The 25,481-nt window shown below is 42.2% G+C and carries 15 protein-coding genes; 10 read left to right on the top strand and 5 right to left on the bottom strand.

Features of this window, described 5'->3' with window-relative positions; all coding sequences use genetic code 11:
• Positions 1–14: 14 nt before the first annotated feature.
• Positions 15–269: a DUF2960 domain-containing protein gene (locus MSG37_RS02870; protein ID WP_248469039.1), complete on the top strand. Its 255-nt coding sequence runs from the start codon at positions 15–17 to the stop codon at positions 267–269.
• 71 nt (positions 270–340) lie between these two features.
• Positions 341–850: an RDD family protein gene (locus MSG37_RS02875; protein WP_248469145.1), complete on the top strand. Its 510-nt coding sequence runs from the start codon at positions 341–343 to the stop codon at positions 848–850.
• 242 nt (positions 851–1,092) lie between these two features.
• On the opposite strand, the gene lptG is transcribed toward MSG37_RS02875, so the two are convergent.
• Positions 1,093–2,151: an LPS export ABC transporter permease LptG gene (gene lptG / locus MSG37_RS02880; protein ID WP_248469040.1), complete on the bottom strand. Its 1,059-nt coding sequence runs from the start codon at positions 2,149–2,151 to the stop codon at positions 1,093–1,095.
• The gene (lptF, locus tag MSG37_RS02885; protein ID WP_248469041.1) at positions 2,148–3,263 is read right to left on the bottom strand and encodes an LPS export ABC transporter permease LptF; all 1,116 of its coding nucleotides are present in this window, start codon (positions 3,261–3,263) and stop codon (positions 2,148–2,150) included. Before lptF ends, lptG begins: the two co-directional genes overlap by 4 nt.
• 223 nt (positions 3,264–3,486) lie before the next feature.
• Here lptF and pepA point away from each other — a divergent pair, with 223 nt between their 5' ends.
• The 4 genes from pepA to MSG37_RS21370 all read left to right on the top strand — a co-directional run bounded on the left by pepA (position 3,487) and on the right by MSG37_RS21370 (position 13,193).
• Positions 3,487–4,995, top strand: coding sequence for a leucyl aminopeptidase (gene pepA / locus MSG37_RS02890; protein ID WP_248469042.1), 1,509 nt, complete (start codon positions 3,487–3,489; stop codon positions 4,993–4,995).
• A gap of 447 nt (positions 4,996–5,442) precedes the next feature.
• On the top strand, positions 5,443–9,447 hold the full coding sequence (locus MSG37_RS02895) for a transporter substrate-binding domain-containing protein (protein ID WP_248469043.1): 4,005 nt from the start codon (positions 5,443–5,445) through the stop codon (positions 9,445–9,447).
• Positions 9,447–10,661: an EAL domain-containing response regulator gene (locus MSG37_RS02900; protein WP_248469044.1), complete on the top strand. Its 1,215-nt coding sequence runs from the start codon at positions 9,447–9,449 to the stop codon at positions 10,659–10,661. The genes MSG37_RS02895 and MSG37_RS02900 overlap by 1 nt, the downstream gene beginning before the upstream one ends.
• A gap of 330 nt (positions 10,662–10,991) precedes the next feature.
• Complete coding sequence (locus MSG37_RS21370) at positions 10,992–13,193, top strand: EAL domain-containing protein (RefSeq protein WP_248469045.1); 2,202 nt, start codon at positions 10,992–10,994, stop codon at positions 13,191–13,193.
• Positions 13,194–13,287: 94 nt separating this feature from the next.
• On the opposite strand, the gene MSG37_RS02910 is transcribed toward MSG37_RS21370, so the two are convergent.
• Positions 13,288–14,610: a hemolysin family protein gene (locus MSG37_RS02910; RefSeq protein ID WP_248469046.1), complete on the bottom strand. Its 1,323-nt coding sequence runs from the start codon at positions 14,608–14,610 to the stop codon at positions 13,288–13,290.
• A 315-nt stretch (positions 14,611–14,925) separates the two neighbouring features.
• Positions 14,926–16,191, bottom strand: coding sequence for a DEAD/DEAH box helicase (locus tag MSG37_RS02915; protein ID WP_248469047.1), 1,266 nt, complete (start codon positions 16,189–16,191; stop codon positions 14,926–14,928).
• 230 nt (positions 16,192–16,421) lie between these two features.
• Here MSG37_RS02915 and MSG37_RS02920 point away from each other — a divergent pair, with 230 nt between their 5' ends.
• Positions 16,422–16,925: a DNA polymerase III subunit chi gene (locus MSG37_RS02920; RefSeq protein ID WP_282446546.1), complete on the top strand. Its 504-nt coding sequence runs from the start codon at positions 16,422–16,424 to the stop codon at positions 16,923–16,925.
• A gap of 19 nt (positions 16,926–16,944) precedes the next feature.
• Complete coding sequence (locus MSG37_RS02925; RefSeq protein WP_248469048.1) at positions 16,945–19,845, top strand: valine--tRNA ligase; 2,901 nt, start codon at positions 16,945–16,947, stop codon at positions 19,843–19,845.
• A 98-nt stretch (positions 19,846–19,943) separates the two neighbouring features.
• Here MSG37_RS02925 and MSG37_RS02930 read toward each other — a convergent pair whose 3' ends face one another.
• On the bottom strand, positions 19,944–21,665 hold the full coding sequence (locus MSG37_RS02930) for a methyl-accepting chemotaxis protein (RefSeq protein WP_248469049.1): 1,722 nt from the start codon (positions 21,663–21,665) through the stop codon (positions 19,944–19,946).
• 468 nt (positions 21,666–22,133) lie between these two features.
• Between MSG37_RS02930 and MSG37_RS02935 the strand changes: the two genes are divergently transcribed.
• Both MSG37_RS02935 and MSG37_RS02940 read left to right on the top strand, forming a co-directional pair.
• A complete protein-coding gene (locus MSG37_RS02935; RefSeq protein WP_248469050.1) occupies positions 22,134–25,094 on the top strand; it encodes an ImpA family metalloprotease in 2,961 nt (986 codons plus the stop codon).
• 183 nt (positions 25,095–25,277) lie between these two features.
• The gene (locus MSG37_RS02940; protein ID WP_012144718.1) at positions 25,278–25,442 is read left to right on the top strand and encodes a YqaE/Pmp3 family membrane protein; all 165 of its coding nucleotides are present in this window, start codon (positions 25,278–25,280) and stop codon (positions 25,440–25,442) included.
• Positions 25,443–25,481 lie beyond the last annotated feature (39 nt).

Raw genomic sequence — 25,481 nt, forward strand, 5'->3', positions numbered from 1 at the left:
TAGAGACGCTAAAAATGGCAACCAGAATTACTTACAAATTTAAAAACCAAGCAAAAGAGATTAACTTTGCTTACGACAAATACCACGACATTTACGAGGCTGTTGCCGCTGCTGAAGGTGTTGATTTAACACGATACCTAATGATGGAACAGCAAATCGCCATGACTTCAAAAGGCTCATCTGCTGTTAAAGATTTTCGCGCGAAAGAGTTTGCGCGTTTTGGCTTTAGTGACATCTACTACCATAAAGATGAACCAAAAAAATCATAACATGTAAGCCAGTAGCAGTTATCACCATCCAATAAACCTAATAAAAAGTGATATAAATGACGACTTCATATTTGCCTAATAACGAACATGCTAACTTTCCACGAGCCGGTTTTTTTAAACGCTTTGGCGCGATAGTTTATGACCTTTTTCTTGCGGTAGCCGTATACATGGTTGCTGGCGCAATTGGGTTCGGTATTTTTATCGGTTTAACATCCAGTGGATTAATTGATACCACGGGCTATGAGCATGTTTCAGACTTGCTTAACAACACGCCGCTTTATAAAGGTATTTATCAGTTCTGGATAGCACTGTGTGTGGGTCTATTTTATATCAGCTTCTGGAGCTATGGCGGACAGACCTTAGGTATGCGTGCATGGCGCCTTAAGATCCAGCATCCAAACGGTCAAAATCTAAGTATGATAACGGCCGCAGCACGATTAGTTTGGTCGTTACTTGGCATAGGTAATTTATGGATTTTGATAAACGGCAATAAGCTTGCGCTACAAGATATGATGACTCGTTCAGAAGTGGTCGAGCTATCTAAAGAAGCAAATCAAATGCGTAACTGGCGCGGTGTGTAATACTATTATTGAATAACATGGTATCAGCCTAGGTTAACCTAAGCGGTGTAATACCAATTAGTATAAAGCTGTACGCTAGCTCATTTGTGCTAATGCCTTCCAATAAAAAAGCCAATAAACTTATGTTTATTGGCTTTTTTACTATTCAATTTTGAATGTTAATACTTAGGCTTAATACTTAGGCTTAATACTTAGCGCTATGACTTAAACATTTCGACTTAAGCATTTCTATTTGAGCATTGCTACTTACGAATAAAGTACAGCGCGCCGATACTAAATATCAATGCCGGCATACCTGCACTAATAAAGGCTGGCAGGCCATACACGATACTTAGCGGCCCGAAGATCTCACTACAAATATAGAAGCTAAAACCTGCCACCACACCAAGTAGTACGCGCGCGCCCATAGTGACTGTTCTAAGTGGCCCAAAGACAAACGACAGTGCCACCAGCATCATTACTGCCACCGTAACAGGCTGCATGAGCTTGCGCCACAGTGCTAGCTCATAGCGCTCAGAGGCTTGGTTATTACTTTCTAAATAGTCGAGATAATCCAGTAGACCTTCTATCGAAAGCGCCTCTGGTTTTACCGATACCACACTGAGCTTTTCAGGCGTAAGTGATGAGATCCATTTATCTTCATCTAGGTTCACTAATACCACCTGCTCATTTTTAAGCGTGGTTCGACGAACATCTTTTAATAGCCAATATTCATCTTTAAATTCAGCTGAATCGGCATGAACAGTACTGGTTAAATTAGTTGTATCATCAAACTCATATAAAGTGATATCACGCAAATTGTTAATATCAGCAGCGCCGCCAATGTTGACGAACAGCGCGCCATCTTTAGCCCAAATCCCACGACTAGAATCGATTAAGCTGCCACCAGATACATTGGTTCGTTTAATTTCTTTAGCACGAAGCTCGGCAACAGGTGCTACCCACTCGGTTAGCATCATCACCAAAATCATCAATGGAATGGCGGTTTTCATCGCAGACATGGTGATCTGTAAGCGTGACAATCCAGAAGACTGCATCACTACCAGCTCAGAATTTGATGCCAACATGCCCATACCCACTAGCGCACCAAGCAGTACCGCCATAGGAAAGAACAGTTCAATATCACGCGGGATCAAAAATAGCACGTAAACAGCCGCATCCATCATGGTATAAGTACCACGGCCGACAACACGTAATTGATCCACCCACTTAATAATGCCAGATAATCCTGTCAAAATTAGCAGTGCTAAAGACGATGTACTAATCAATACCCGAGCGATATATAAGTCTAAAATTCTCATGCTTTAGCCGCCTTTTTACGCTTGAACAGGCCAGAAACCTTAGCACCGATTGGACGCTCTTTACCCAAGAGCAATATCCCTATCATCAAAGCGGAGGCATGGATCCACCACATACCTAAGTACTGTGGAATAACCCCATCTTCTAGTGATTTACGCCCTGCCACCATCAAACCAAAGTAGCCAAGGTATAACAAAATCGCAGGAAACATCTTAGCAAACTTACCTTGACGGTTATTCACTCGCGCCATAGGCACTGCAATTAAAGTCATCAAAGGAATAGCCAGTGGGATTGCCAAGCGCCAATGAAACTCTGCAGTAGCCTCTGGGCTATCAATTTTCATTAACTCATCAATTGGCATGGCAGATAATTTACGGCGACGCTCATCAACAGCTTGCTCTTTAATCTGCATTTGGTAACCACCAAATTCAACCACTTGGTAGTCAACTCTCTTCGGGTTACCTTGGTACTGCACACCGTCTTCAAGTTGCAGTCGCTGGCCACCAGTGCCGTCTTCAACCACTTTTCCTGAGCGCGCAACCACTACATTTGCAACACCGGTTTCATCGTTAGGATCGGGTAACTGGGCAACAAATACCTTATCAAGCTTGTTGTCACGATCAATACGCTCAACAAAAAGTACTGCTCTACCATTGGGGCTAGTTTGGAAACGCCCTTGAGTTAATGCAGCAAGACCTGCTTCAGACTTTGCACTTTCGAGTACTTGGTTTTGCTGTTCTTCAGCCCAAGGTGCTACATACACGGATAAGAAGCCGGTAAATAGCATATTAGTAATCGCAAGTAACAGAGTTACTCGAGTGATATACCATTCACTGATACCTACACCATGAAAAATAACCATCTCATTTTCGGCATACATACGCCCATGGGCCAACAAAATACCCAAAAATAGACTTAATGGTAAAACCAAGACAGTAAGAAATGGCATGTTAAGACCGAGTAAGGTCATAACAAGAGAGGCTGGAAATTCGCCATCAGAGGCATCAGCAAGCACACGTACAAAGTGTTGGCTAATAAAAATAGCTAACAGGACTAAAAGTACCGCTATTTGTGCTTTTAAAACTTCTCGAATCAGGTATCTAAATACAATCACAGTGAGGATCCGGTCTCCAAACGTTCATTTATGCTGGTATCAATACAACTTTCATGTAGACTGTCTACTTTTAGTAGTTTTGTAACCAACAATTACATAACATGGCCAGGGAAAACACCTGAAAAGAATATTATAGGGTGCGCCATATTCAAGCCCTTTTTGGGCACAAGCAGACATTATCTAATAAATAATAAAATTTGTCTTTAAGAATCTAGGAGAGCTCATGGAGTTTAGCGTAAAGAGCGGTAGTCCAGAAAAACAACGCTCAGCTTGTATCGTTGTAGGTGTATACGAACCAAGACGCTTGTCTGGTATCGCCGAACAGCTAGACAAAATCAGTGAAGGCTATATCAGCAATTTACTTCGTCGTGGTGATTTGGAAGGAAAGCCAGGACAAATGTTGTTGCTACACCATGTACCGAATGTACTTAGCGAGCGTGTGTTGCTTGTCGGTTGTGGTAAAGAGCGTGAACTTGATGAACGTCAATACAAGCAAATCATCACTAAAACAATCAACACCCTTAATGAAACCGGTTCAATGGAAGCAGTTTGTTTCCTTACCGAGTTACATGTGAAAGGTCGCGACACATACTGGAAAGTACGTGAAGCGGTTGAAACTACGCAAAACAGCCTATACAGCTTCGATGCGCTAAAAACTCGTAAAGGCGAAACTCGTCGCCCACTACGCAAACTGGTATTTAATGTACCAACACGCCGCGAACTCACCGTTGGCGAACGTGCAATTGAGCACGGTATGGCCGTATCTTCGGGTATGCACCTGTGTCGTGATGTGGCCAATATGCCACCAAATATCTGTAATCCTGCTTACCTTGCTTCTCAAGCTCGTCAAATCGCTGAAAATACCGAAAACCTCACGGTAACAACTGTTGGCGAAGAGCAAATGGAAGCCTTAGGGATGAACTCTTACCTTGCAGTTGGCCGTGGTAGCCACAATGAGTCAGTAATGACCATTATGGAATACAAGGGTGCAATTGATAATACTGAAAAGCCTATTGTGCTAATTGGTAAAGGCCTAACATTCGACTCTGGTGGTATTTCACTAAAACCTGGCGAAGCCATGGATGAGATGAAATATGACATGGGCGGTGCTGCTGGCGTTATTGGTGCGATGAAAGCCTTGTGTGAAATGCAACTACCAATCAACGTTATTGGTATTTTGGCGGGTTGTGAAAACATGCCGTCAAGTAATGCATATCGCCCGGGCGACATCCTTACGACTATGTCTGGTCAAACTGTTGAAGTACTTAATACTGACGCCGAAGGCCGTCTAGTATTATGTGACGTGTTAACCTACGTAGAACGCTTTGACCCTGAGTTGGTAGTAGACACAGCTACCTTAACAGGCGCTTGTGTTATTGCTCTAGGCAAACATGCATCAGGACTATTCTCTGGCCATAATCCGCTTGCGCACGAGCTATTAAACGCTGGTGAGCAAAGTGGCGACCGCGCTTGGCGCATGCCTTTATGGGATGAATACCAAGAGCATTTGGAAAGCCCATTTGCAGATATGACAAACCTAGGCGGCCGCGCTGCTGGTTCAATTACTGCAGCATGCTTCCTGTCACGCTTCGCTAAAAAGTACAACTGGGCACATTTAGATGTGGCTGGTACAGCTTGGAATAGTGGTGCAAACAAAGGCTCAACTGGCCGTCCAGTACCTTTGCTCACTCAATTCCTAATTAACCGTGCAGGTGTTGAACAAGGTGAATAGGCTGTAGCCTTCTACCGCGTGATTGATATTAGGCCAAACCTTTGTGGGTTTGGCCTTTTTAATCCCCTTTTGATAGCTCGCCTTTATGGGTTTGTTACGCTGCGCCTGAGTACTTTTTCAATCAGATACTCTTTATAAGCTCATTTAAATAGAGCTGCTAGCTAATACACGCCCAAACTGCTGAAAAAAACTTCAAATTTGCGACCTAACTGGCAATATATTTGCGCCTTAATATCGACAGCACATATTTAATCTTTACAATACGCACAATTTTTACTGTTTAGACTAATTACACTAACTTCTATTATTCTTGCCCAGTATAAAAAATACCGACACCAGCCGCAAAATTCTAACGATCTTGATGAGTACTCATCACCATCAATACTCGCAGCTCAGTGCACCAAACCAATTTACTTTTATAGCTGCAACTCCATTTAAGGTGACAAAATGCATCGGGCATTACTCATACTTTTTTTCCTTTTGACCTCGCTTAGTGCTTTTGCTCAAGAAACTGAAGACCAAGGTTCAGAACGTATTATTAAAGTGGGCTATCCTGCATTTGATTGGCAACCTTTTACCTATGTCAGTAAAGATAAAAAGGTCATAGGTCTATTACCTTCAATATTTCAAGAAATAGCAAAGAATAGCGGCTATAAAATTGAGGTAGTAACCTACCCATGCTACGCAGAAGTCAATCAAGCACTGCGCCATGGTGAAGTCGACATTATCATGGGAGCTTCCAAAACCCCCGAGAGAATGACTTGGTTAAGCTTTAGTTCGCCCATCATGTTGGTTCCTAATGCAGTCATCACCCGTGAGCCTAATATTAGTAGTTTGCTTGAATTAAAAGATCAGCATATTGCCACCGAAGCAGGGTTTGCGATTAATGAGGTTTTACTTCGCGCCACAGCAAGCCAGATTGAGTTAAGTAATTACCCCGGTAGCCAAGACGCATACTCAGCTGTCGCAAAAGGTTATGTCGACGCTTACGTTGGTAATGCGATTACTTTAGATTATTTACGCACTCATCAAAATGCACCAGATAACCTCAATATCGCTTTACTGAATGATATGCCTTTTGATCATTTACACTTTGCAGGCCTCTACAAAAATCAAAAACTCATAGATGAACTTAACCGTGGCCTAAAGCTGATTTCAAGTAAGACTTTCAATCGTTTATATGAAACTTGGTTAACCAAATCTCAAAGCCGTTATGTCTATCAGCAGCATGATCTTAATCTTACCGATGATGAAATTAATGCGATGCGCGAAAAGCGCAACATAAAAGTACTTTACTCCTCAGATAATCATCCGTTTGCATTTACCAATGACGATGGCGAAATGGATGGTATGAGTGCCGACATTTTGAAAATGATGGCAAAAAAGCTCAACCTGAATTTGGAAGCAACGGCCTATTCAGGAAATAAGATTGAATCAGAGTTAATAGAGGGTGAGTTTGACCTTATACTTGCTTACACCTGTAAAGAGCAGGATATTCCTTATATAAGCTGTACTTCCGCGTATATGCGAGATCCATGGATAGCTGTTACATCGGTAAAATCAAATACGCTAAGTTTAAGCAAAACCAGTACACTTGGCGTACTTAGTGGTCACCAAAAACTAAACAACATTGAACCACATTTTCCGAGTGCCGAAGTGTATAGTTTTGGTTCAACTAAACACATGTTAAATGCGGTTCTTGACAATAAAGTTAATGTTGCCATTTTACCTTTATCTAAAGCTAACAGCCTTATTGGTCCAAGATACTTTGGCCAACTTAAGGTGATCCACGACCCTATCGGTAAACATACTCGCGCAATCAGCTTTGGCGTAAATAAAAGCGCACCGGTTTTACTATCCATTCTTAATAAAGCCAGCACTTCTATTTCCGAGGAAGAGCTAGAGGCTATTAATCACAAGTGGAACGACGTTAAGATTGATAGCGAGTTCTCATTTACCAAAATACCTAGCTGGATGCTGTTAGTGTTAGCCGGTATTTGTGCAAGCTTGCTGGTTTTTGTTTACTCCAATAGGAAGCTAAAAGCAGAGATTGCTCAAAGGCACAGCGTCGAAAAAGAACTTAGATTAGTTAACAGTAACTTTGGTGGTATTGTCGCGCAGCTAATTCGCTATGGCGATGACATTGATGATATTTCATGGAGCTATGTCAGCAGTAATATTGAAAAATACCTAGGTATTACTCCCGAGCAGTTGTACCAAACTCCCCATCTGCTTATGGAGTTTTTAAGCAAACATGCAGAAGAACACGATTTCTTAAATGATATAGATGAATCGCGCTTTTCTGATTCGCTTTACACTACGCTGAAATTGAATATTAATGGCCAGTCATCTTGGTTCCAAGTGACCGGTGTCTGCACCTTAGTCAGTAAAAACCGTCACTGGACCTATACCCTTGTCGATATATCGTTAATCAAGCAAAAGCAGGCCGAGCTTAATGAAGCTCGTCAGCTAGCAGAATCAGCAGCCGAAGCAAAATCACGCTTTTTAGCCATGATGAGCCATGAGATCCGTACCCCAATTAGCGGGGTGTTAAGCCTTTTAGAGCTGATGGCACCTCATTTAAACAGCAAAGAACTATATGGGATCCATAAAAACCTTACCCACTCAGGCAATAATCTGCTCAACATAGTAAATGATGTACTGGATTTCTCTAAAATCGAAGCGGGTAAACTTAGCCTTAGCCCGACAGATTGCCAATTAAGTACATTTATCTGCGAGTTAGTGCAGCCGCATATTGCGCACGTTGAGCGCAAAGGGCTTAAGTTCAAGTTATGGCTAGATCCAGATTTAGCTTATTCGGTAAAACTTGATGATTTACGCTTAAAGCAAGTACTTAATAACCTACTCAATAATGCCTCTAAATTTACCTGTGAAGGCGAGATCTGGTTGTCTGTAGATCTATTGTCATCAACGGACACACAGCAAACCATTAGCTTTGCCGTTACGGATACCGGTATGGGCATTTCAGAAGGCGACATAAGCAAACTATTCTTGCCGTTTGAACAGGTCGATCTAAGCAGTGAACGACGCTTTAGCGGTACCGGTTTAGGACTCTCAATTTGTCAGCAGTTAGTCAAATTGATGGGGGGAGAAATAGCTGTTAATAGCTGTCGCGGCCAAGGTAGTACATTTAAATTCAACCTAAATGTCCCTGTTGTAGCAGTAGAAGTGCCGACACTGGTACAAAAACGTTGCGGCGTGCTTGCCAGTGATGCAAGTAGTTATGACCTGCTCTCTGATTATCTGAAAAACTGGCATTGCAGTACATTCGATCTCTCTGCTCTAAACAATAAAATATCACTGGCCTCTTGGGCAACCATCAATAAACTCGATATTTTAATACTTGAAAATCAGTGGTGTGAGCAGCAAGGTATTACCGCAAGCTGGCTAAAACGCAGCTTAGCTGGCGTGCAGATTATTGTTCTGAAAACCCAAAGCATGCTGTCACCAACGCCAGCAAAACTTGGCTGGGCATTATCGGTTAACCCGTTGATCCCAGATCACTTACTGCATTTAATCACTAAACCAGAGTTCTTCGAAAGTAAGTACGCTGCAACACAAGCCTCAAAACAGAAAAGTCTTAGCCGTGAGCAAGCTATTAAGCAAAATAAGCTAGTTTTAGTGGCAGAAGATCATCCTATAAACCAAGATGTTATTCGAATGCAGCTAAGTAAACTCGGCTATGTTGGCGATATTTTTGATGATGGTCAGCAAGCCCTAACGGCTTACCACCAGCAAAAGTACAACTTACTGCTAACAGATTGCCATATGCCGGAGCTTGACGGTTATGGACTAGTCAATGCTATTCGTGAAAATGAGCGCTCATTGCAACTACCACGTTTGCCAATCGTTGCACTTACCGCTAATGCTATGTCGAGCGAAAAAGAGCGCTGTCAGCACTTGGGTTTCGATGATTATTTAATTAAACCAATTAGCCTAAACCAGCTGAGTCAAGTGCTACAAACTCATTTAAATAATATGGCGACTTGCACAGATGAAACAACTGAAAACGTTTCTCCAGAGGCTACTCAAGCTGAGACTCAACAGGCAGAAGCTGACGATCTACTAGATAAACTTGCGCCAACGCCTGCTGAAGATACATTAGCGCCAGTTATTGACCTTGATGCACTCGTCGGCAATTTTGGCGATATGGCTATTTGTATTAGTCTATTAAATAAGTTTATTGCCACCTCAGAGCAAGACTTACCCTTACTGCAACGGGCTGTAGTTAATGCAGATTTTGATGCTATCGGAAATATTGCTCATAGATTCAAAGGCGCAGCAGGCGTGATAGAATCACAGGCTTTAGCACTAGTAGCCAAAGAACTAGAAGCAACCGCAGTTGCCCATGATCTAAACCTTTGCCAGCAGCTATTGACTACACTTGAGCAGACTATGACGCAAATAACCATAGTCGTGGAGCAATTGTAATGAAAATTTTGGTTATTGAAGATCATGAATTTCAACGCGAAGCGATGCTGATGCAACTCGCGCTAATTGAGCAACCGGTTATTAGTGAAATTAAAACCGCTTCTTCAGGCAGAGCAGCATTAAAACTGATGACTAGCTTTAAGCCTGATGTATTACTTTGCGACTTAAAAATGCCTGAAATGGACGGCATTACTTTTCTTGGCTATATCAGTGAGCTCTCGTTTAACGGCTCAATTATTATTACGAGTGCGAGTAACCACATAGTACTGAATACAGTGCAAAAAATGTGTTTGAGCTACCACCTAAAAGTGATAGGTGCGATAAGTAAGCCAGTTAAAATTACAATACTCAAAGAGCTACTACAGTTAGCCCACCTAGAGCAGCAAAGTAACACAACATTTATTGTTAATAATACGCTTAAAAATAAAGATTTTACTGAGAAAGAGCTGGTTCACGCTTTAGAACAAGGCTGGATTAGACCCTACTTTCAACCACTTGTTGATCTCGATAATGGCGAATGGCGTGGTTGCGAAGCTTTAATCCGCTTTATTCATCCTGTGCTTGGCGTTTTACCGCCAGCAAGCTTTCTACCTTTATTGAGCAAAATGCAAAAAGATGCCGAGCTCGCACTGCTCAGTATTGAATACATTCTTAGCAAGCAACCGGAACTCTTGGGCAGATCTGTAGCGGTTAATATCACCCCCACAACATTAATGCATAGCCATTTTGTTGATAAGCTGCTTAATATTGCTGAAAGACACCCAAATTTAAGTCAAAAGGTTTACTTTGAAATTACCGAATCGGATGCTTTAGAAAATACAGGACGCGCCCTCGAATCGGCTTCACGTTTAGCCATGCACGGCTTTAATTTATCGATTGACGATTTTGGTACTGGCTACTCGTCACTCTCACTACTAGATACCCTGCCTTTTGATTCATTGAAAATTGATATGAGCTTTATCAGGCCAATGGAAAGCAGCAAAACAGCAGCCGCGATTGTTGAAGCATGTTTATTACTAAGTCAGCGTTTACAGCTAGAATCTGTCGCAGAAGGTGTTGAAACCATAGCTCTTTGGCGTCACCTACAACAGCTTGATTGTAACTTAGCCCAAGGCTACTTTATTGCTGCGCCTATGTCTGCTGAGCGCTTAAAACAGTGGCACAACGACTGGCAACTCAAAGTCATAAAAGAGCAGCTTGCGAGCCCCTATTAGCGAATCAATCCAGCTTAAGTTGGCGCTTATTATGCCTAACTGAAGCTGAAGCTGAAGCTTATTAGAATAACTAGCATCCAATTCTAGTAGCCATATTATAGGCTTTATAAAGCTCATCCCTACCCTTCAACAGCCAACCTAACGACTGACTTGCAATCATTAATCGGCTAAAAAGCCACCAAAATCACTATAAAAATCGGCGTAAATGATACTTATAAGCTAACCTTAATTTGTGCTGCAATCGTTTTTCTAACAACATCAAAAGGATACTTGTTGTCTAACACTCGATAAGCCACGTGTTACTCACATAGACTGAAGGAATAGTATGTTGTGAATAGTGTATGCCTCCAACCAGAAGCCGCCGAGCAATATGCAAATGCATTTAGCTTATTACCAAGCCCAATAGCAATTATCGATGACTCAGGCGTGATCCAATTAGTTAATCGCAGCTGGGAGCAATTTGCATGTTTTGAGCCGTTTAATATCAACAATTGGATTGGCGAAAACTATTTAACACTCCACTTTAAAACCTGTCACGCTCAAGAATGTGCCCATTCAAAAGCTGTCCCAGACATTGCTTTAAATGTTGCCACTGTGCCAAATCATGTCATACAAAGCCTACAGCAAGCACTAAAGCAACAGCTTAACGATATTCAGGTGGAATATAGCTACGACAACCAAGGCTGCCGTCATTATTTCCAACTCTCTGCTAATAAAATTCAAATCAATAATCGTAATTACTTTCTTGTACGTCACGATGAGCTAGAAGCAAAGCAAGAGTTACTCAACAGCCAACAACGTCTAGCCATTGCCGCAGATGCAGCCAAAATCGGCATTTGGGATTTTGACTTAAAAACACAGTCATTAGTTTGGGACTCATGGATGTATCGTATTTATGGAATTTGCCCTGAAGAGACCCAGGCTGCTTATATTATCTGGGAAAACGCAGTTCACCCCGAAGACAAACAACAGGCGCTAAGCGACTTTCATCGCTCAATAAATACCGGCGAGAACTTTAATAGTGAATTTAGAATAATTAGAGACGACGGTGAGGTAAGAAGCATACAAGCTTCAGCAAAGGTGATTACTGATAGCAATAAAGTGCCTATTCGTATGGTTGGCTCCAATATCGATATCACTCAAAAGAGGTTAAGCGAATCAAAAATCTATGAGTTGGCCCATTTTGACCATCTCACTAAATTGCCAAATCGCCAACTACTACAAGATAGGATCAGCCAATCATTGGTATTGAACCGCCGTTTAAAGTCATACAGCGCTCTGTTATTTATTGATTTAGACCACTTCAAAGAAGTCAATGATATAAACAATCATAGTGTCGGTGACCAAGTGTTGATTAGCTTCGCCAATAGAATCACTCAAAGCTTAGATGCTGAATTTACCGTTTGTCGGCTAGGCGGTGACAAATTTATCGTGTTCATCCCTCATGCATCGCCGCAAAAGTTTCAAGCTATCACCCAAACAAAATCAGTCGCACGTAAGTTGCTGCACAACATTCAAAAGCCTCTTAATGTCGACTCAAAAAGTTTTAAGCTGTCTGCAAGCATAGGCATTACCTTATTCGGCGAAAGTGCCACCAATATTGAGGACCTAATTAAACAGGCAGAACTGGCGATGTATAAAGTGAAAGCATCGGGCCGCAATAACATCAGCTTTTACGATCCAGAAATGCAAACTAAAATTGTACAGCGTAAACAAACTGAAAAAGACCTTGAACAAGCAATTATTAATGAAGAGTTTCAAATATTTTTTCAAGCTCAAGTATCGTCAGAGCAAGGAGTCATTGGCGCGGAAACCTTGCTCCGTTGGTTTCATCCCCAAAAGGGCTTGGTTTATCCCAATGACTTTATCCCACAGCTAGAAGAAACCGGCCTACTTGTTCCGGTTGGTAACAAGGTATTACTTGATGGCTGTAAAAAACTGCAGCAATGGTCGAAACAACAAGAATTTAAACAATTAACCTTGTCGATTAATGTAAGCACCATGCAGTTATTACATGAAGACTTTACCGACTATGTAAAGCAGCTACTCAGCACTTATCAAGTTCCAGCAGGCAAGTTAAAACTAGAAATTACCGAAAGTATCTTTATTGAAAATATCGACGCGACAATTGCAATTATGAATGATTTAGCCAATTGCGGTGTTTTGTTTTCTCTTGATGATTTCGGTACCGGCTTTTCATCTCTTTGTTATTTAAAGTCACTGCCATTAACTCAACTAAAAATTGATAAGTCGTTTATAAAAGATCTGCTTAGTGACGACAATGACATCGCGATCTCAAAAACTATCGTTAACTTAGCTACATGTTTAGATTTAGACGTTATTGCCGAAGGGGTGGAGCTGAAAGCGCAGCAGGAGATATTAAGTCAGATAGGCTGTGATTATTATCAAGGCTACTACTTTCATCGCCCTGCAGAAGAGTATGAGTTTGAGAAATTCACTTTAGCCTATAATAGCGACTTGTATGCCAAAAGCTCTCTACAGCATGCAAAAGTATCGAAATTACAGGCGTGAAACCGAAATAGATGACTAAATAGATAAACAGAAACAACAAATACAAAAAAGCTGCTAATGACTTAGCAGCCTTTTACTTTAAACTCACTTGAAACTAGGCTTTTGGTTCAACCACTTCAGTCACAACTATATCGTCAATTCGGGTTACCAATAGCTGGTCAACCTTGTAGCTATCAACATCGACAACTTCAAACTTAAAGCCTGCATGATTCACAGAGTCTGTACACTTCGGAATTTTCCGCAGCATAAACATCATAAAACCAGCGATGGTTTCATAGTTATGATTTTGCGGAAACTCTTCGATATCTAGTGCACGCATCACATCCGTTATTGGGGTAACACCATCCATCAACCATGAACGTTCATCACGGGCGATGATTTGCTCTTCGCTTTCAGGTAATGACCAGGCGCCCATCACCGCATCTTGCAGATCTTTAGCAGTAACAACCCCCACAACTAAAGAGTATTCATTCATGACAACTGCAAAATCGGCACGACTATTCTTAAAATAATCCATAGATTCAGACAAAGTTAGCGTGTCTGGAATGATAAAACAGTTAGTCACTAAGCTCTTATCTGTCAGGCTAATTTTTTCGCCGTTAATCAGATAAATCAGTAACTTTTTAGCGTTAACTATACCCACAACTGTATCTAACTGCTCATCACAGACTAAAAAGTTTGAATGCGGATCTTCAGCGATTTTACGTCTAATTTCTTGCTCATTATCTTGCAGTAAAAAGTAAGCTAAGCTTTCACGAGCTGTCATAGCGGCGGTGACTGGAATGGTTTGCATCTCAAACACTTTTTCCATCATCAGCTGGTCGCCTTTATCTAGCACCCCCGCTTCAGCGCCAGCATCCATAACCGCGTAGATATCATCAGAGGTCACGGCGTCATTACGTGCGGTTTGTACTTGAAACACGCGAAATACCAAGTTTGCAGAACCGTTGAAAAACCATACTAGCGGCTTTAATACCACGATACAGACCATCATTGGGCCCACAAAAGTCATAGCGACTTTCTCTGGAAATGCCATCGCTAAGCGCTTTGGAATAAGGTCGGCAATTAAAATGAATAAACTTGTCACCAGCACAAATGATAATAGAAAGCTGGTTTTATCTAACCAAGGCCCTGTTAACCAAGAAGATAAAAACGCATGAATATGTGGAGTAAAAGCTGATTCACCGACAATACCACCCATGATAGCAACAGCGTTTAAACCTATTTGCACCACAGTAAAAAAGTTACCTGGCTGCTCTTGTAGTAGCAGAACTTTATCAGCGCGAATATCACCTTCTGTCGATAATTGACGTAAGCGAATTTTACGGGCAGCCGCCAGCGCAATTTCCGACATCGAAAAAAAACAACTGACTCCAATCAGGAGCAATACAATTACAGCATTATCAAAGAAGCTCATTTAGCACCTATTCTAAAACTAAAAAACACACCTATCTCTATACTTTATCTAACAATATTTGCTTGCTGGCAGCCAAGTTTCTCGCCGTAGATATAAGTATAATATCGATCAGTATTTGCGCGAGCGCGGAGTATATCCGCAATGCTAAAAACCTACCAGCTAATAAATTAGACAATGTGAGCGATTAATTTTTTATCAATTACAAACTAAAGCTCACTGATACTCTTTGCATTAAACAAACGCTAATTTTTTTTGAAAAGCCTAAACACCCGGCATTTGGGCACGGAAAAATACCCAATATAGCCTAACTATCACCTATTTTGCCGGCCTTGGCTTTTTGCTGACAAAATCTTTAGCACTGCGTTTATTTTGACTACGACGATTAGCCTTTTTATCTCGAGGGGCACGCTTACTTGCTCCTGTTGAAGGCTTATCTGTCACCGCAAAACCATCAAGCTCTTTAAGGCTAAGTTTTCGCTCAGTAAATAACTCAATCGCTTTTAAATACTCAGTCTCACCATGGCAGACTAGTGAAATAGCTAAACCATTGGCTCCTGCTCTTGCGGTGCGGCCTATACGATGCACATAAACAGGCGCATTGGTTGGTAAGTCAAAATTTATCACTACAGGTAGCGCATCAACATGAATACCACGAGATAACAGATCAGTGGTTACTAGCACCTGTAGCTCATTAGACTTAAAAGCGGTAAGTGTTTTCTGACGCTGCTGATGCTCTTTATCACCATGCAATGCCGCAGCATTTACGCCTGCTTTAACTAGCCTTTTTGCCAATTTATCCGCATCGTCTTTAGCATTAATAAATACCAATACTTGTGGCCATCGGTGTTTATCAATTAACGCGGCTAATGCTCTCGCTTTATCACCTTTATTAACTAAATAAAGTGATTCATTAATATCCGCAGTCACGCTATTCACCGCTTGCGCAGCAAGCATTTTAGGTTGATTAAGTAATTTCAGCGCTTTTTGATTTAACTCGGGGGCAAGGGTGGCCGAAAACAACAAGGTTTGGCGTTTGCTTGGCATAAACTCAAGAATACGCTCCAAATCTGACCAAAAGCCCATTTCCAACAATCTATCTGCTTCATCAAGAACAAGCTGCTTTAATCCACTCAGCGATAAATGCTGCTCACGCAAAAAATCGAGTAATCTTCCCGGGGTAGCCACAACAAGCTGCGACTTATGCAGCTGATTTGCTTGCTGCAACGCAGTTATTTGCAGCGCCTTATCGACTCCGCCACACAGTACGACTATCTCGGTGTCCAACGACACAACATCAAGCGATTCTGCCACTTGCAGAGCTAACTCACGAGTGGGGACCAATATAAGTGCTTTAACTAAATCTTTGGTTTCGCAGCTAGTGACCTTAGCTGATGCAATAGCTTCTAGTAACGGCAGGCCAAAGGCATAAGTTTTACCGCTGCCTGTTTGTGCTAGTGCTAGCACGTCGTTACCCGCTAATATTTCAGGAATCGCAAGCCTTTGAATTTCAGTTGCAATAGCTAACTTACTCGGCAATGTAGATAGGATTTGAGCGCTTAAATTTAGGTCGGAAAAATTCATAATATGGACTATTTACAACAGTTGCATGGAGTGTAACCACAGCGCTGCAATTAGTAAAATTAACCCGTTAGCTAAGCATGAAATAGAGGCTAAAAAGCGCGTTCTTTATTAGCTCAACAGTAAACTCAAATAAGCGTGAAAGAAATCCATGATTAGAGGCTGATCTCTGAGCGACTTTTAGTGTAAAATCCTCTCTTTCGTCAGCCAAAAAGCCAAGCTAATAAACAACTATGTCATCTAGTGTGTCTTCTAGCCAATCGCAAGCTCTGTTTTATCTGATGCCTCAAGGTGCCGGACAGGTACCTCATCAATCAAAATCAGCGCTAGAGCAAGTGTATCTTGTTGCTTGCCAACTGGCAGAGAGAGCTTTTTCTGCTCAAGAGTTGGTTTACATTCATTGCCAAGATCAACAGCAAGCTTATGCGATTGATGAGCTACTTTGGCAATTTGAGCCGCAATCATTTGTACCACATAACCTTAAAGGTGAAGGTCCATTAGGCGGCGCTCCGGTAGAAATAGGCTTTGACAGGCTTGGCGCCAACAAAAAACGTCATCTTCTGGTTAATCTTGCAGACCAAGTGCCGCAATTTGCGGTAAACTTTGAACAGATTATCGATTTCGTTGCCAATGACGATAGCAATAAAGCGATTGCTCGTGATCGCTATCGGCAGTATCGCAGCCTTGGGATAGCTTTAACGACCCAAGATTTAGCAGCACAACCAATTAATTTTTAGTTTGAGATAAACACGCCCCATGGAAAAAACATATAACCCGCAGTCTATAGAACAGTCTCTTTACCAAAACTGGGAAGAGAAAGGTTACTTCAAGCCACACGGCGATGAGTCTCAAGGCAACTATTGCATCATGATCCCGCCACCAAACGTGACGGGTAGCTTGCATATGGGTCACGCCTTCCAAGATACCATCATGGACACCTTGACTCGTTACCAACGTATGAAGGGCAAAAACACCCTTTGGCAGGTCGGTACTGACCACGCTGGTATCGCAACGCAAATGTTGGTTGAGCGTAAAGTTGCTGCTGAAGAAGGCTTAAGCCGTCACGATCTTGGCCGTGAAAACTTCATCGACCGTATTTGGGACTGGAAAGAACAGTCTGGCGGCACCATCACTAAACAGTTACGTCGTCTTGGCGCTTCTGTCGATTGGGATCGCGAACGTTTCACTATGGATGAAGGCATGTCTGATGCCGTACAAGAAGTGTTTGTACGTCTATACGAAGATGACCTAATTTACCGCGGTAAGCGCCTAGTAAACTGGGATCCAACTCTACACACTGCGATCTCAGACTTAGAAGTTGAGAACAAAGAAAAGCAAGGCAGCATGTGGCACTTCCGCTACCCGCTAGCTGATGGCGCCTTAACTGCTGACGGTAAAGATTACCTAGAAGTGGCGACTACTCGTCCTGAAACTATGCTGGGTGACAGCGCAGTTGCAGTTCATCCAGACGATGAGCGTTACCAATCACTTATTGGTAAGTTTATTCTACTACCAATCGTAAACCGTCTTATCCCAATCGTTGCTGACGATTATGTGGATATGGAGTTTGGTACAGGTTGTGTGAAGATCACTCCTGCACACGACTTTAACGACTACGAAGTTGGTAAACGTCACGCGCTGCCTATGTACAACATTCTAACGATTGATGCGGCTATTCGCTCAAGCGCTGAAGTTGTAAACACTGACGGCACAGCCAACAACGATTTAGATAACAGCCTTCCAGAGCGTTACGCAGGTCTTGATCGCTTCAAGGCTCGTACAGCTATTGTTGAAGAATTTGAAACATTAGGTCTACTAGGCAAAATCGATCCACACGCATTGAAGGTGCCATATGGTGACCGCTCTGGCGTTGTTATCGAGCCACTACTAACAGACCAATGGTATGTTGCTGTTGCGCCTATGGCTAAGACTGCGATGGAAGCCGTTGAAAACGGTGACATCAAGTTTGTACCACAGCAATACGAGAACATGTACAACTCTTGGATGCGTGATATTCAAGACTGGTGTATTTCACGTCAGCTTTGGTGGGGTCACCGTATCCCGGCATGGTACGACGAAGCCGGTAAGGTTTACGTTGGCCGTGATGAAGCTGAAGTACGTGCTAAGCACAAGCTTGACGATTTAGTGGTTCTACGCCAAGACGCTGACGTACTAGATACTTGGTTCAGCTCTGCATTGTGGACTTTCTCAACACTAGGCTGGCCAGAAGATACCGCTGAGCTAAAAGCTTTCCACCCAACAGATGTGTTGGTAACGGGCTTTGACATCATCTTCTTCTGGGTTGCCCGCATGATCATGATGACCATGCACTTTATCAAAGATGAAAACGGCAAGCCGCAAGTTCCGTTTAAGACGGTATATGTTACCGGTCTTATCCGTGATGAAGCGGGTAACAAGATGTCTAAGTCTAAGGGTAACGTACTTGACCCACTAGACATGATTGATGGTATCGATCTTGAATCTTTAGTTGAAAAGCGTACTGGCAACATGATGCAGCCACAGCTTGCGGCTAAGATTGAAAAGAGCACCCGTAAAGAGTTTGCTGACGGTATTGAAGCACACGGTACTGACGCACTGCGCTTTACTCTTGCCTCTATGGCATCAACTGGCCGCGACATCAACTGGGACATGAAACGCCTAGATGGTTACCGTAGCTTCTGTAACAAGATCTGGAACGCATCACGTTACGTGTTAATGAACACTGAAGTACAAGCGGATGATGCAAGCGATGATGCAATTGGTGAAGCACTAGACTGCGGCCAACATGGCGGTGAGATGGAGCTATCTCTTGCAGATCGTTGGATTATCGGTTTGTTCAATGAAACCGTTAAGGCCTATGACGAGCACATGGCTAACTACCGTTTTGACTTAGCAGCTAACACCATTTACGAGTTCACCTGGAACCAATTCTGTGACTGGTACTTAGAGCTAACCAAGCCTGTGATGCAAAGTGGCACTGAAGCACAGCTTCGTGGTACTCGCCATACTTTGGTTAACGTACTTGAGCAGATGCAGCGTCTAATGCACCCAATCATGCCATACCTAACTGAAACTATCTGGCAGCGTGTTAAGCCGCTAGCTGGTGTTGAAGGCGATACTTTGATGCTTGCTCAGTTCCCTGAGTTCCAAGCTGATAAAGTTGATGCTGCAGCAATGGAAGATTTGGAATGGGTTAAGCAAGTGATTGTTGCTGTACGTAACATCCGTGCTGAGCTAAACATTGCCCCATCTAAGCCACTAAACGCACTACTACGTGGCGTGAGTGAGCAAGATAAGGCTCGCCTTGAAGCTAACCAAACTTTCTTCAAGACCCTAGCTAAGCTTGAGTCTATGACGATTCTAGCTGACGGTGAAACTGCGCCTATGTCGACTACGCAGCTTGTCGGCAACATGGAGCTATTGATCCCAATGGCAGGCCTAATCGATGTTGCTAAAGAAGTAGCCCGTATCGACAAGCTATTAGAAAAAGCACAAGCTGAGTTTGCACGTATCGAAGGTAAGCTATCAAACCAAGGTTTCGTTGCTAAAGCACCTGCAGCCGTTATTGAAAAAGAACGCGCTAAGCAAGCTGAATATCAACGCGATATGGACAAGCTTACTGAGCAAAAAGCTGAGCTTGCCAAGCTAGAAGGCTAAGCAATTAAAGCTAACTCTCTCCCCGAGAGTTAGCTTATAAAAAAAGGGCTGTCACTGACAGCCCTTTTTGTTATCTCATTTTTTATACCACTCGCCTGCTACACTCGATAGTAAGCAATCTCTTGTTGCATAGATTCAGCAAGGCTAGCAAGCTCATGAGTCGATGCTTGAGTTTGCTCAGCACCAGCGGCGGTTTGATCCGAAATATCACTAATATTAGTAATGTTGCGGTTAATCTCTTCGGTCACTAAGCTTTGCTCTTCTGACGCTGTCGCAATTTGAGTATTCAACGCATTAATTTGTTCAATACTCGCCATAATTTGCTGCAAGGCTTCACCCGCTTGTTGTGACTTACCCACACTCAGCTTAGCTTGCTCTGTACCGCGCTCCATCATTAACATCGAGTCTTTAGCACCAAGCTGCAAACGTTGGATCATCTTTTGGATCTCTTCAGTCGAGTCCTGTGTGCGCTTAGCTAAACTACGGACTTCATCGGCAACAACCGCAAAACCTCTGCCCTGCTCGCCCGCACGTGCAGCTTCAATCGCCGCATTCAATGCCAGTAAGTTTGTTTGCTCTGAAATACTTTGAATAACATCAACTACTGAGCCAATTTCATCAGATGACTTGGACAATACATGCATTGCTTCTGTCGCACCGTCCATTTCAACCGATAGAGTTTCAATAACAGCTATGCTCTCATTAACAACAGCTTGGCCTTGATTAGCAATATCATTAGCCTCATTAGAGGTAAAAGCTGCAGCTTCAGCACTTTGTGCCACATCCCTTACGGTAGAAGTAAACTGATGAATTGCTGCAGCAATTTGCTGAGTTTGTTGTTGCTGCTCAATCACATTGCGCTGCGTTTGAGTCGAAACCACTGAGTTCTCTTCAGCTGCACTGGCTAAACGCGCTGTAGACTCGTGAGTGTTCTGCACTACATGCTGGAAGCGAGATGCTATTTGGTTGACGTAATCTGCAATATGGGCAAATTCATCGTCACCACCAATTTCAATACGTTTAGTTAAATCACCACTAGCAATATTAATCGCAGTCTGTTCAAGCTCAACCACCGACTTAGCAATACGGCGTCGAATTAGCGTCAAGCTAATAGTAATAACTAACATGCTGATACTAGAAAACAGCGCGACTAACACAATATAAACCTGCATATTGTTATTAAACTGCTTAAAGATGTGTTCACCCTCAGCGATTTGCAGATCTAAAAACTCTTTCGCTTCAGCGGTAATCGTTTTAAATAGCGGATTAATCTCGCTAAGTAAAATCTGATTCGCTTCTTCATATTGTTGTTGCTGCAATGCTGCAATGGTTGGATTGAAGCCAACCAAAACAACACGATCTAGCAGGCTTTTAAGCTCATTGGCCTGACGACGCTCATCTGCAGCTAAATCGGCACTTAATATTTGATTTTCTACAATATCTTTTAAAGTATTTATCGATGCTTGAGCCTGAGCTATGTGTAAAGACAATGGGTGGTTATGCATTTCAGAAAACTGACTGCTAGGATCATGTTGAAATGCCAGTAATAACTCACTACGTGCTGTAGCTAACTCAGTTAAAGTTTGACCTGCATTAATACTTAGCTGCATGCCTTGGGCATGCAGCTGTCCTATCGATTCTCCAGCATCTTGCATTCCGGATATGCCTTTATATCCAAGAAACACAAATGACATCACAGTTAAAAAAACAATAAATTTGAGCTGATAGCGAACTGATTTGATAAGTGACATAAAGCTAGATTGAGACTGACTTGGGCGACGAAGTTCATCTTGCCCTAACTGCTCGATTAATACAGACATGCTAATTCTCGTTTCCTGCGTAAGCTATTGAAATTTTAAAATCAAAGAGAAATGAAGTATTGGTTTTGTATCTTCAAAACATACCGGAAAGCAGCATAGAGATTTGGTTCCAATTTGATACACAAAGATAAGAAAAGCGCTTAGATTATTGATAGAGATCACACCCTAATATCAAGTTTTACTCGATTACAATGACTAATGTCGACAACGAGCATTTATTAGGCTGTAAGAACGCGGGCTAATTTTCGCTTTAACTGTCAATTGTAATATTCCATCTTGCCGTAAAATGCTGCCGTCAGACTATACATTTTATGTACATCGACTCAACCGCATACTGTAGAAGTCAATTTGATGACAAAGTCAAAAAACCGACTTAACCATTGTTTTATATAAATAAATTTCAATTACATTTGATTCAAACAGTAAAAACACTCAAGATAGACACAAATTAAACAGAGTGTTAACAATATGAAACATTGGTTTTTATCGGGTTGTATCTTAATCGGTCTATTTGGTTGTGGGGGATCAGATGATTCAGCAGCGACAGACAACGAAAACCTTGTCCCGTCAGCCCAACCACCTGCAGTTACACTTAGCGAAGATATAACGGCTTGGAATGATCAAAGCCTACAGTTAAATGCTGAGGTCACAGTCTACGCATCCGGTAATGCTACTTTTCAGTGGCAGCAAGAGTCTGGACCCGAGGTCTCTTTATCAAACGCAAGTATTAGCGGTGTCACAATAGATGCAAGCCAATTAACTCAAGATGCCAGCATTACACTTAGCTTAAGTGTCACCGATAGCCAAAACCAAACCGCGACAGCTGAAATTAACCTGCAATTAAACGATAGAATTTCTACCGCTATGCGAACTGGTGATGCCAGCATTGCGGCCACGCAATCAACCCATATAGTAAAACGTGCTCTATTGCATATTGAGCAATATCGTTTAGACGGCAAAACCTTACTTGAGAATATCTATCAAGGTGAGCCAGTTATATACGATCAAGGTCGTCACTCACAAATGATCCAACTATCAGGCGCTGAACACGCATACCCAGATAGCAAAGCCTACAGCATAGTGACAGGTAACAAAGGGCTCACTTTTGCCGCAGTAAATGATAGAGCTGGTCAGCGCAATGCTGCGTTTGGCACTGATATCATTTCGAGTATGCAGCAAGGCAATAATCTTGAGTTTGAAGCTAGCTTTAAACGCCTATTAACTTGGCTGTTAAACCAAGACACAAGCCAACTAGCACAGGAGCAACAAGTTAGACTGTTTCTAATGAGTGGTAACACAGTAAGTCGAATTACCAGTTGGATAAATCAACACTACCCAAACTGGCAAGTGCAAACTTGTAGTGAAGAGACAGCGTTAAGCATCTGTTTATCTGATGCCCAATTAGTGATCACAGGTTCTTCCGAACTCTTTACTATCGAGCAAGTTAAGCCGCTTATCGCACAAATTCAATCTGACAAACAGCCACTTTTATATATGCACTTGCATAGCTGGAACAGTGTGCCACTAACCCAAACTGTGCTTAACCCTATGGGCTTTAGCATGCAAGGTGTTGGCGGCCCTGGCAATTACTTTTCCCAAGATAAGGCTGATTGGCTGTCAGCCGCTAATATGCTTAATAACTACAATGCGCTTGATAGTGAACAAATGTGGTTATCGCTATTCGATACTCAGCAAACCGATTTTAATCTCGCTAATTGTGCAACTAATTGTGATGCTAAATTTAACGATGCCTATCGCCCAGCATTGAGTAATATTAGAAACAACATCAAAGCGTTAGATACGAGTAAACAGGACATTTTTGACCAAGCTGATTACTCACTTTATAAATTGCTTATCCTATTAGGTGATATTTATCGCCAAGATATTCAATACCCTATGGATGTCGCAACAACCGATAGCTTAAGTTATTTAAAAGCTTATTACGCTGACCATAGCGTTTATAACTATCGCGATATTAACCCTGTGCCAAAAGACTTAGGCAATTTTAGCCGGGTTGATTTTAGCCATATAACAGCAACAGATAAAACCATTAATCTTGAGAGTAAGAAAGGCTTTCGCTCTGCTGGCGTTTACGCATTGCCGGGTCAAACAGTAAGTGTAACTCGTAACGACAATAGCCCTGTACGCACTTGGGTATTTGTAAACAGCTTACGTTCCGGTTCAACTCATGAGTTTGCCACTAATGGCTACAGCCGCCCTAAATTGTTGCAGTCAACGCATATTGAAGTTAAAGCGGGCGAAACCATTAAATTAACCAGCCCTTATGGCGGGCCTATGCAAATTAGCTTTGACCAAGGCGACTTAGCCACCCAATTAGACTTTCAACAAATTGGGTTACACCCATATTGGCGTAAGGGAATGGACGAGAACAAGTTTATGCAAGACTTGGCAGCAGAGCAGTACGATTGGAGTGAACTTGCAAGCGAGCATTTTGAAGTACACTCTAAGCTAGATAAAATGCAACAAACCATGGAGCATGAGCCACTTTGGGATACACCTGAAAAAATGGCCAATGCTATTATGACTCAAGTACATAACTATCCGCATTTATTAGCAGGCTTTAAAGGCCCATTTATCGATGATGTGGCTGAAATTACTGAGTTTGCCAGCAGTCAAGGCTGGCAGATTGATACCATAGACACCGTAAAACATATGAATGCCGACCAAGCAACTTGTGGTTATGGCTGCTCTGGTAATCCTTACGATGCATACTGGTCATTTAGCCCAACCGGCCATGGCGACATTCATGAACTAGGCCACGGTCTCGAAAAAGGCCGCTTACGTTTTGATGGCCACGATGGTCATGCATCAACTAATCCATACTCTTATTACACTAAATCCCGAGCATATACAGAACTTGGTAAGCTACCATCATGCCAAGGGTTGGACATTGACGATGAGTTTGCCGTACTACAAGCCAGTGTAAATCAGCCAGATCCATTTGCTTATATGCAAGCAGCCAATCTTACTAGTTGGTCTAATGGTATGGCTACCATGTTGCAAATGATGGTCGCGGCTCAAGATTATGGCAAGTTAGACAATGGCTGGCACCTGCTTGCTAGGCTGCATATTTTATTGCGGGAGTTTGAGCGAGCTAAGGCTTCAGATGAAATCTGGCTACAAAAACGGACTCAACTTGGTTTCAATCAATTTGATTTAGATACAGCCAAGACTATCTCAAACAATGATTTTTTGATGATTGCCATGAGCTATTCAGCCCAACTGGATTATCGCCAAATTTATCAAATGTGGGGCTTAGCGACCACTCAAGCAGCGAAAGATCAGGTTAGCTCGTTTGGTTTTACCAGCATCGCTAAGCAGATTTATGTTTATGCGCCTGGCGAATACTGTAAAGGCCTAGATCTGCAAGCTGTGGCCATTGATGGCACATCACCTTGGCCACTATAGGTAAACACTTGAGGTAAAGGTAATTCATAACAATTAGCCAGCTAGGCTCAACAAGAGTTAAGTTGGCTTTTATTTCAATAGCAGCAACATTTACAAGCCTTGAAATATAGATTAAGTTTTAAACAGCATTAACTAAGTAAACCAGACATAAAAATCAACTAACTGGCTAAAGGACATGACTATATGGATACCAATAAACTGTTACTCATCATCATCGCGATTTTATTACCTCCAGTAGCAGTATTTTTAAAAAGCGGTGTAGGTAAAGACCTGTTGATTAATATTATTTTATGCTTGTTATTCTTTATTCCGGGCTTACTGCATGCACTCTGGGTTGTGACGAAATAGTGTCACGCTAGTCCCCCGCAAATATCAAGCCTAGCTAAG

Origin of the sequence: Shewanella sp. 1CM18E, assembly GCF_023161665.1 — a bacterium.
Taxonomy (GTDB): domain Bacteria; phylum Pseudomonadota; class Gammaproteobacteria; order Enterobacterales; family Shewanellaceae; genus Shewanella.

Excerpts from the sequence above, each read along its gene's own strand:
- MSG37_RS02870 (WP_248469039.1), top strand. The coding sequence starts at position 15 with ATGGCAACCAGAATTACTTACAAATTTAAAAACCAAGCAAAAGAGATT.
- MSG37_RS02915 (WP_248469047.1), bottom strand. The coding sequence starts at position 16,191 with ATGAATTTTTCCGACCTAAATTTAAGCGCTCAAATCCTATCTACATTG.
- pepA (WP_248469042.1), top strand. The coding sequence starts at position 3,487 with ATGGAGTTTAGCGTAAAGAGCGGTAGTCCAGAAAAACAACGCTCAGCT.
- MSG37_RS02920 (WP_282446546.1), top strand. The coding sequence starts at position 16,422 with ATGTCATCTAGTGTGTCTTCTAGCCAATCGCAAGCTCTGTTTTATCTG.
- MSG37_RS02895 (WP_248469043.1), top strand. The coding sequence starts at position 5,443 with ATGCATCGGGCATTACTCATACTTTTTTTCCTTTTGACCTCGCTTAGT.
- MSG37_RS02940 (WP_012144718.1), top strand. The coding sequence starts at position 25,278 with ATGGATACCAATAAACTGTTACTCATCATCATCGCGATTTTATTACCT.
- lptG (WP_248469040.1), bottom strand. The coding sequence starts at position 2,151 with ATGAGAATTTTAGACTTATATATCGCTCGGGTATTGATTAGTACATCG.
- MSG37_RS02910 (WP_248469046.1), bottom strand. The coding sequence starts at position 14,610 with ATGAGCTTCTTTGATAATGCTGTAATTGTATTGCTCCTGATTGGAGTC.
- MSG37_RS02900 (WP_248469044.1), top strand. The coding sequence starts at position 9,447 with ATGAAAATTTTGGTTATTGAAGATCATGAATTTCAACGCGAAGCGATG.
- MSG37_RS02925 (WP_248469048.1), top strand. The coding sequence starts at position 16,945 with ATGGAAAAAACATATAACCCGCAGTCTATAGAACAGTCTCTTTACCAA.
- MSG37_RS02935 (WP_248469050.1), top strand. The coding sequence starts at position 22,134 with ATGAAACATTGGTTTTTATCGGGTTGTATCTTAATCGGTCTATTTGGT.
- MSG37_RS02930 (WP_248469049.1), bottom strand. The coding sequence starts at position 21,665 with ATGTCTGTATTAATCGAGCAGTTAGGGCAAGATGAACTTCGTCGCCCA.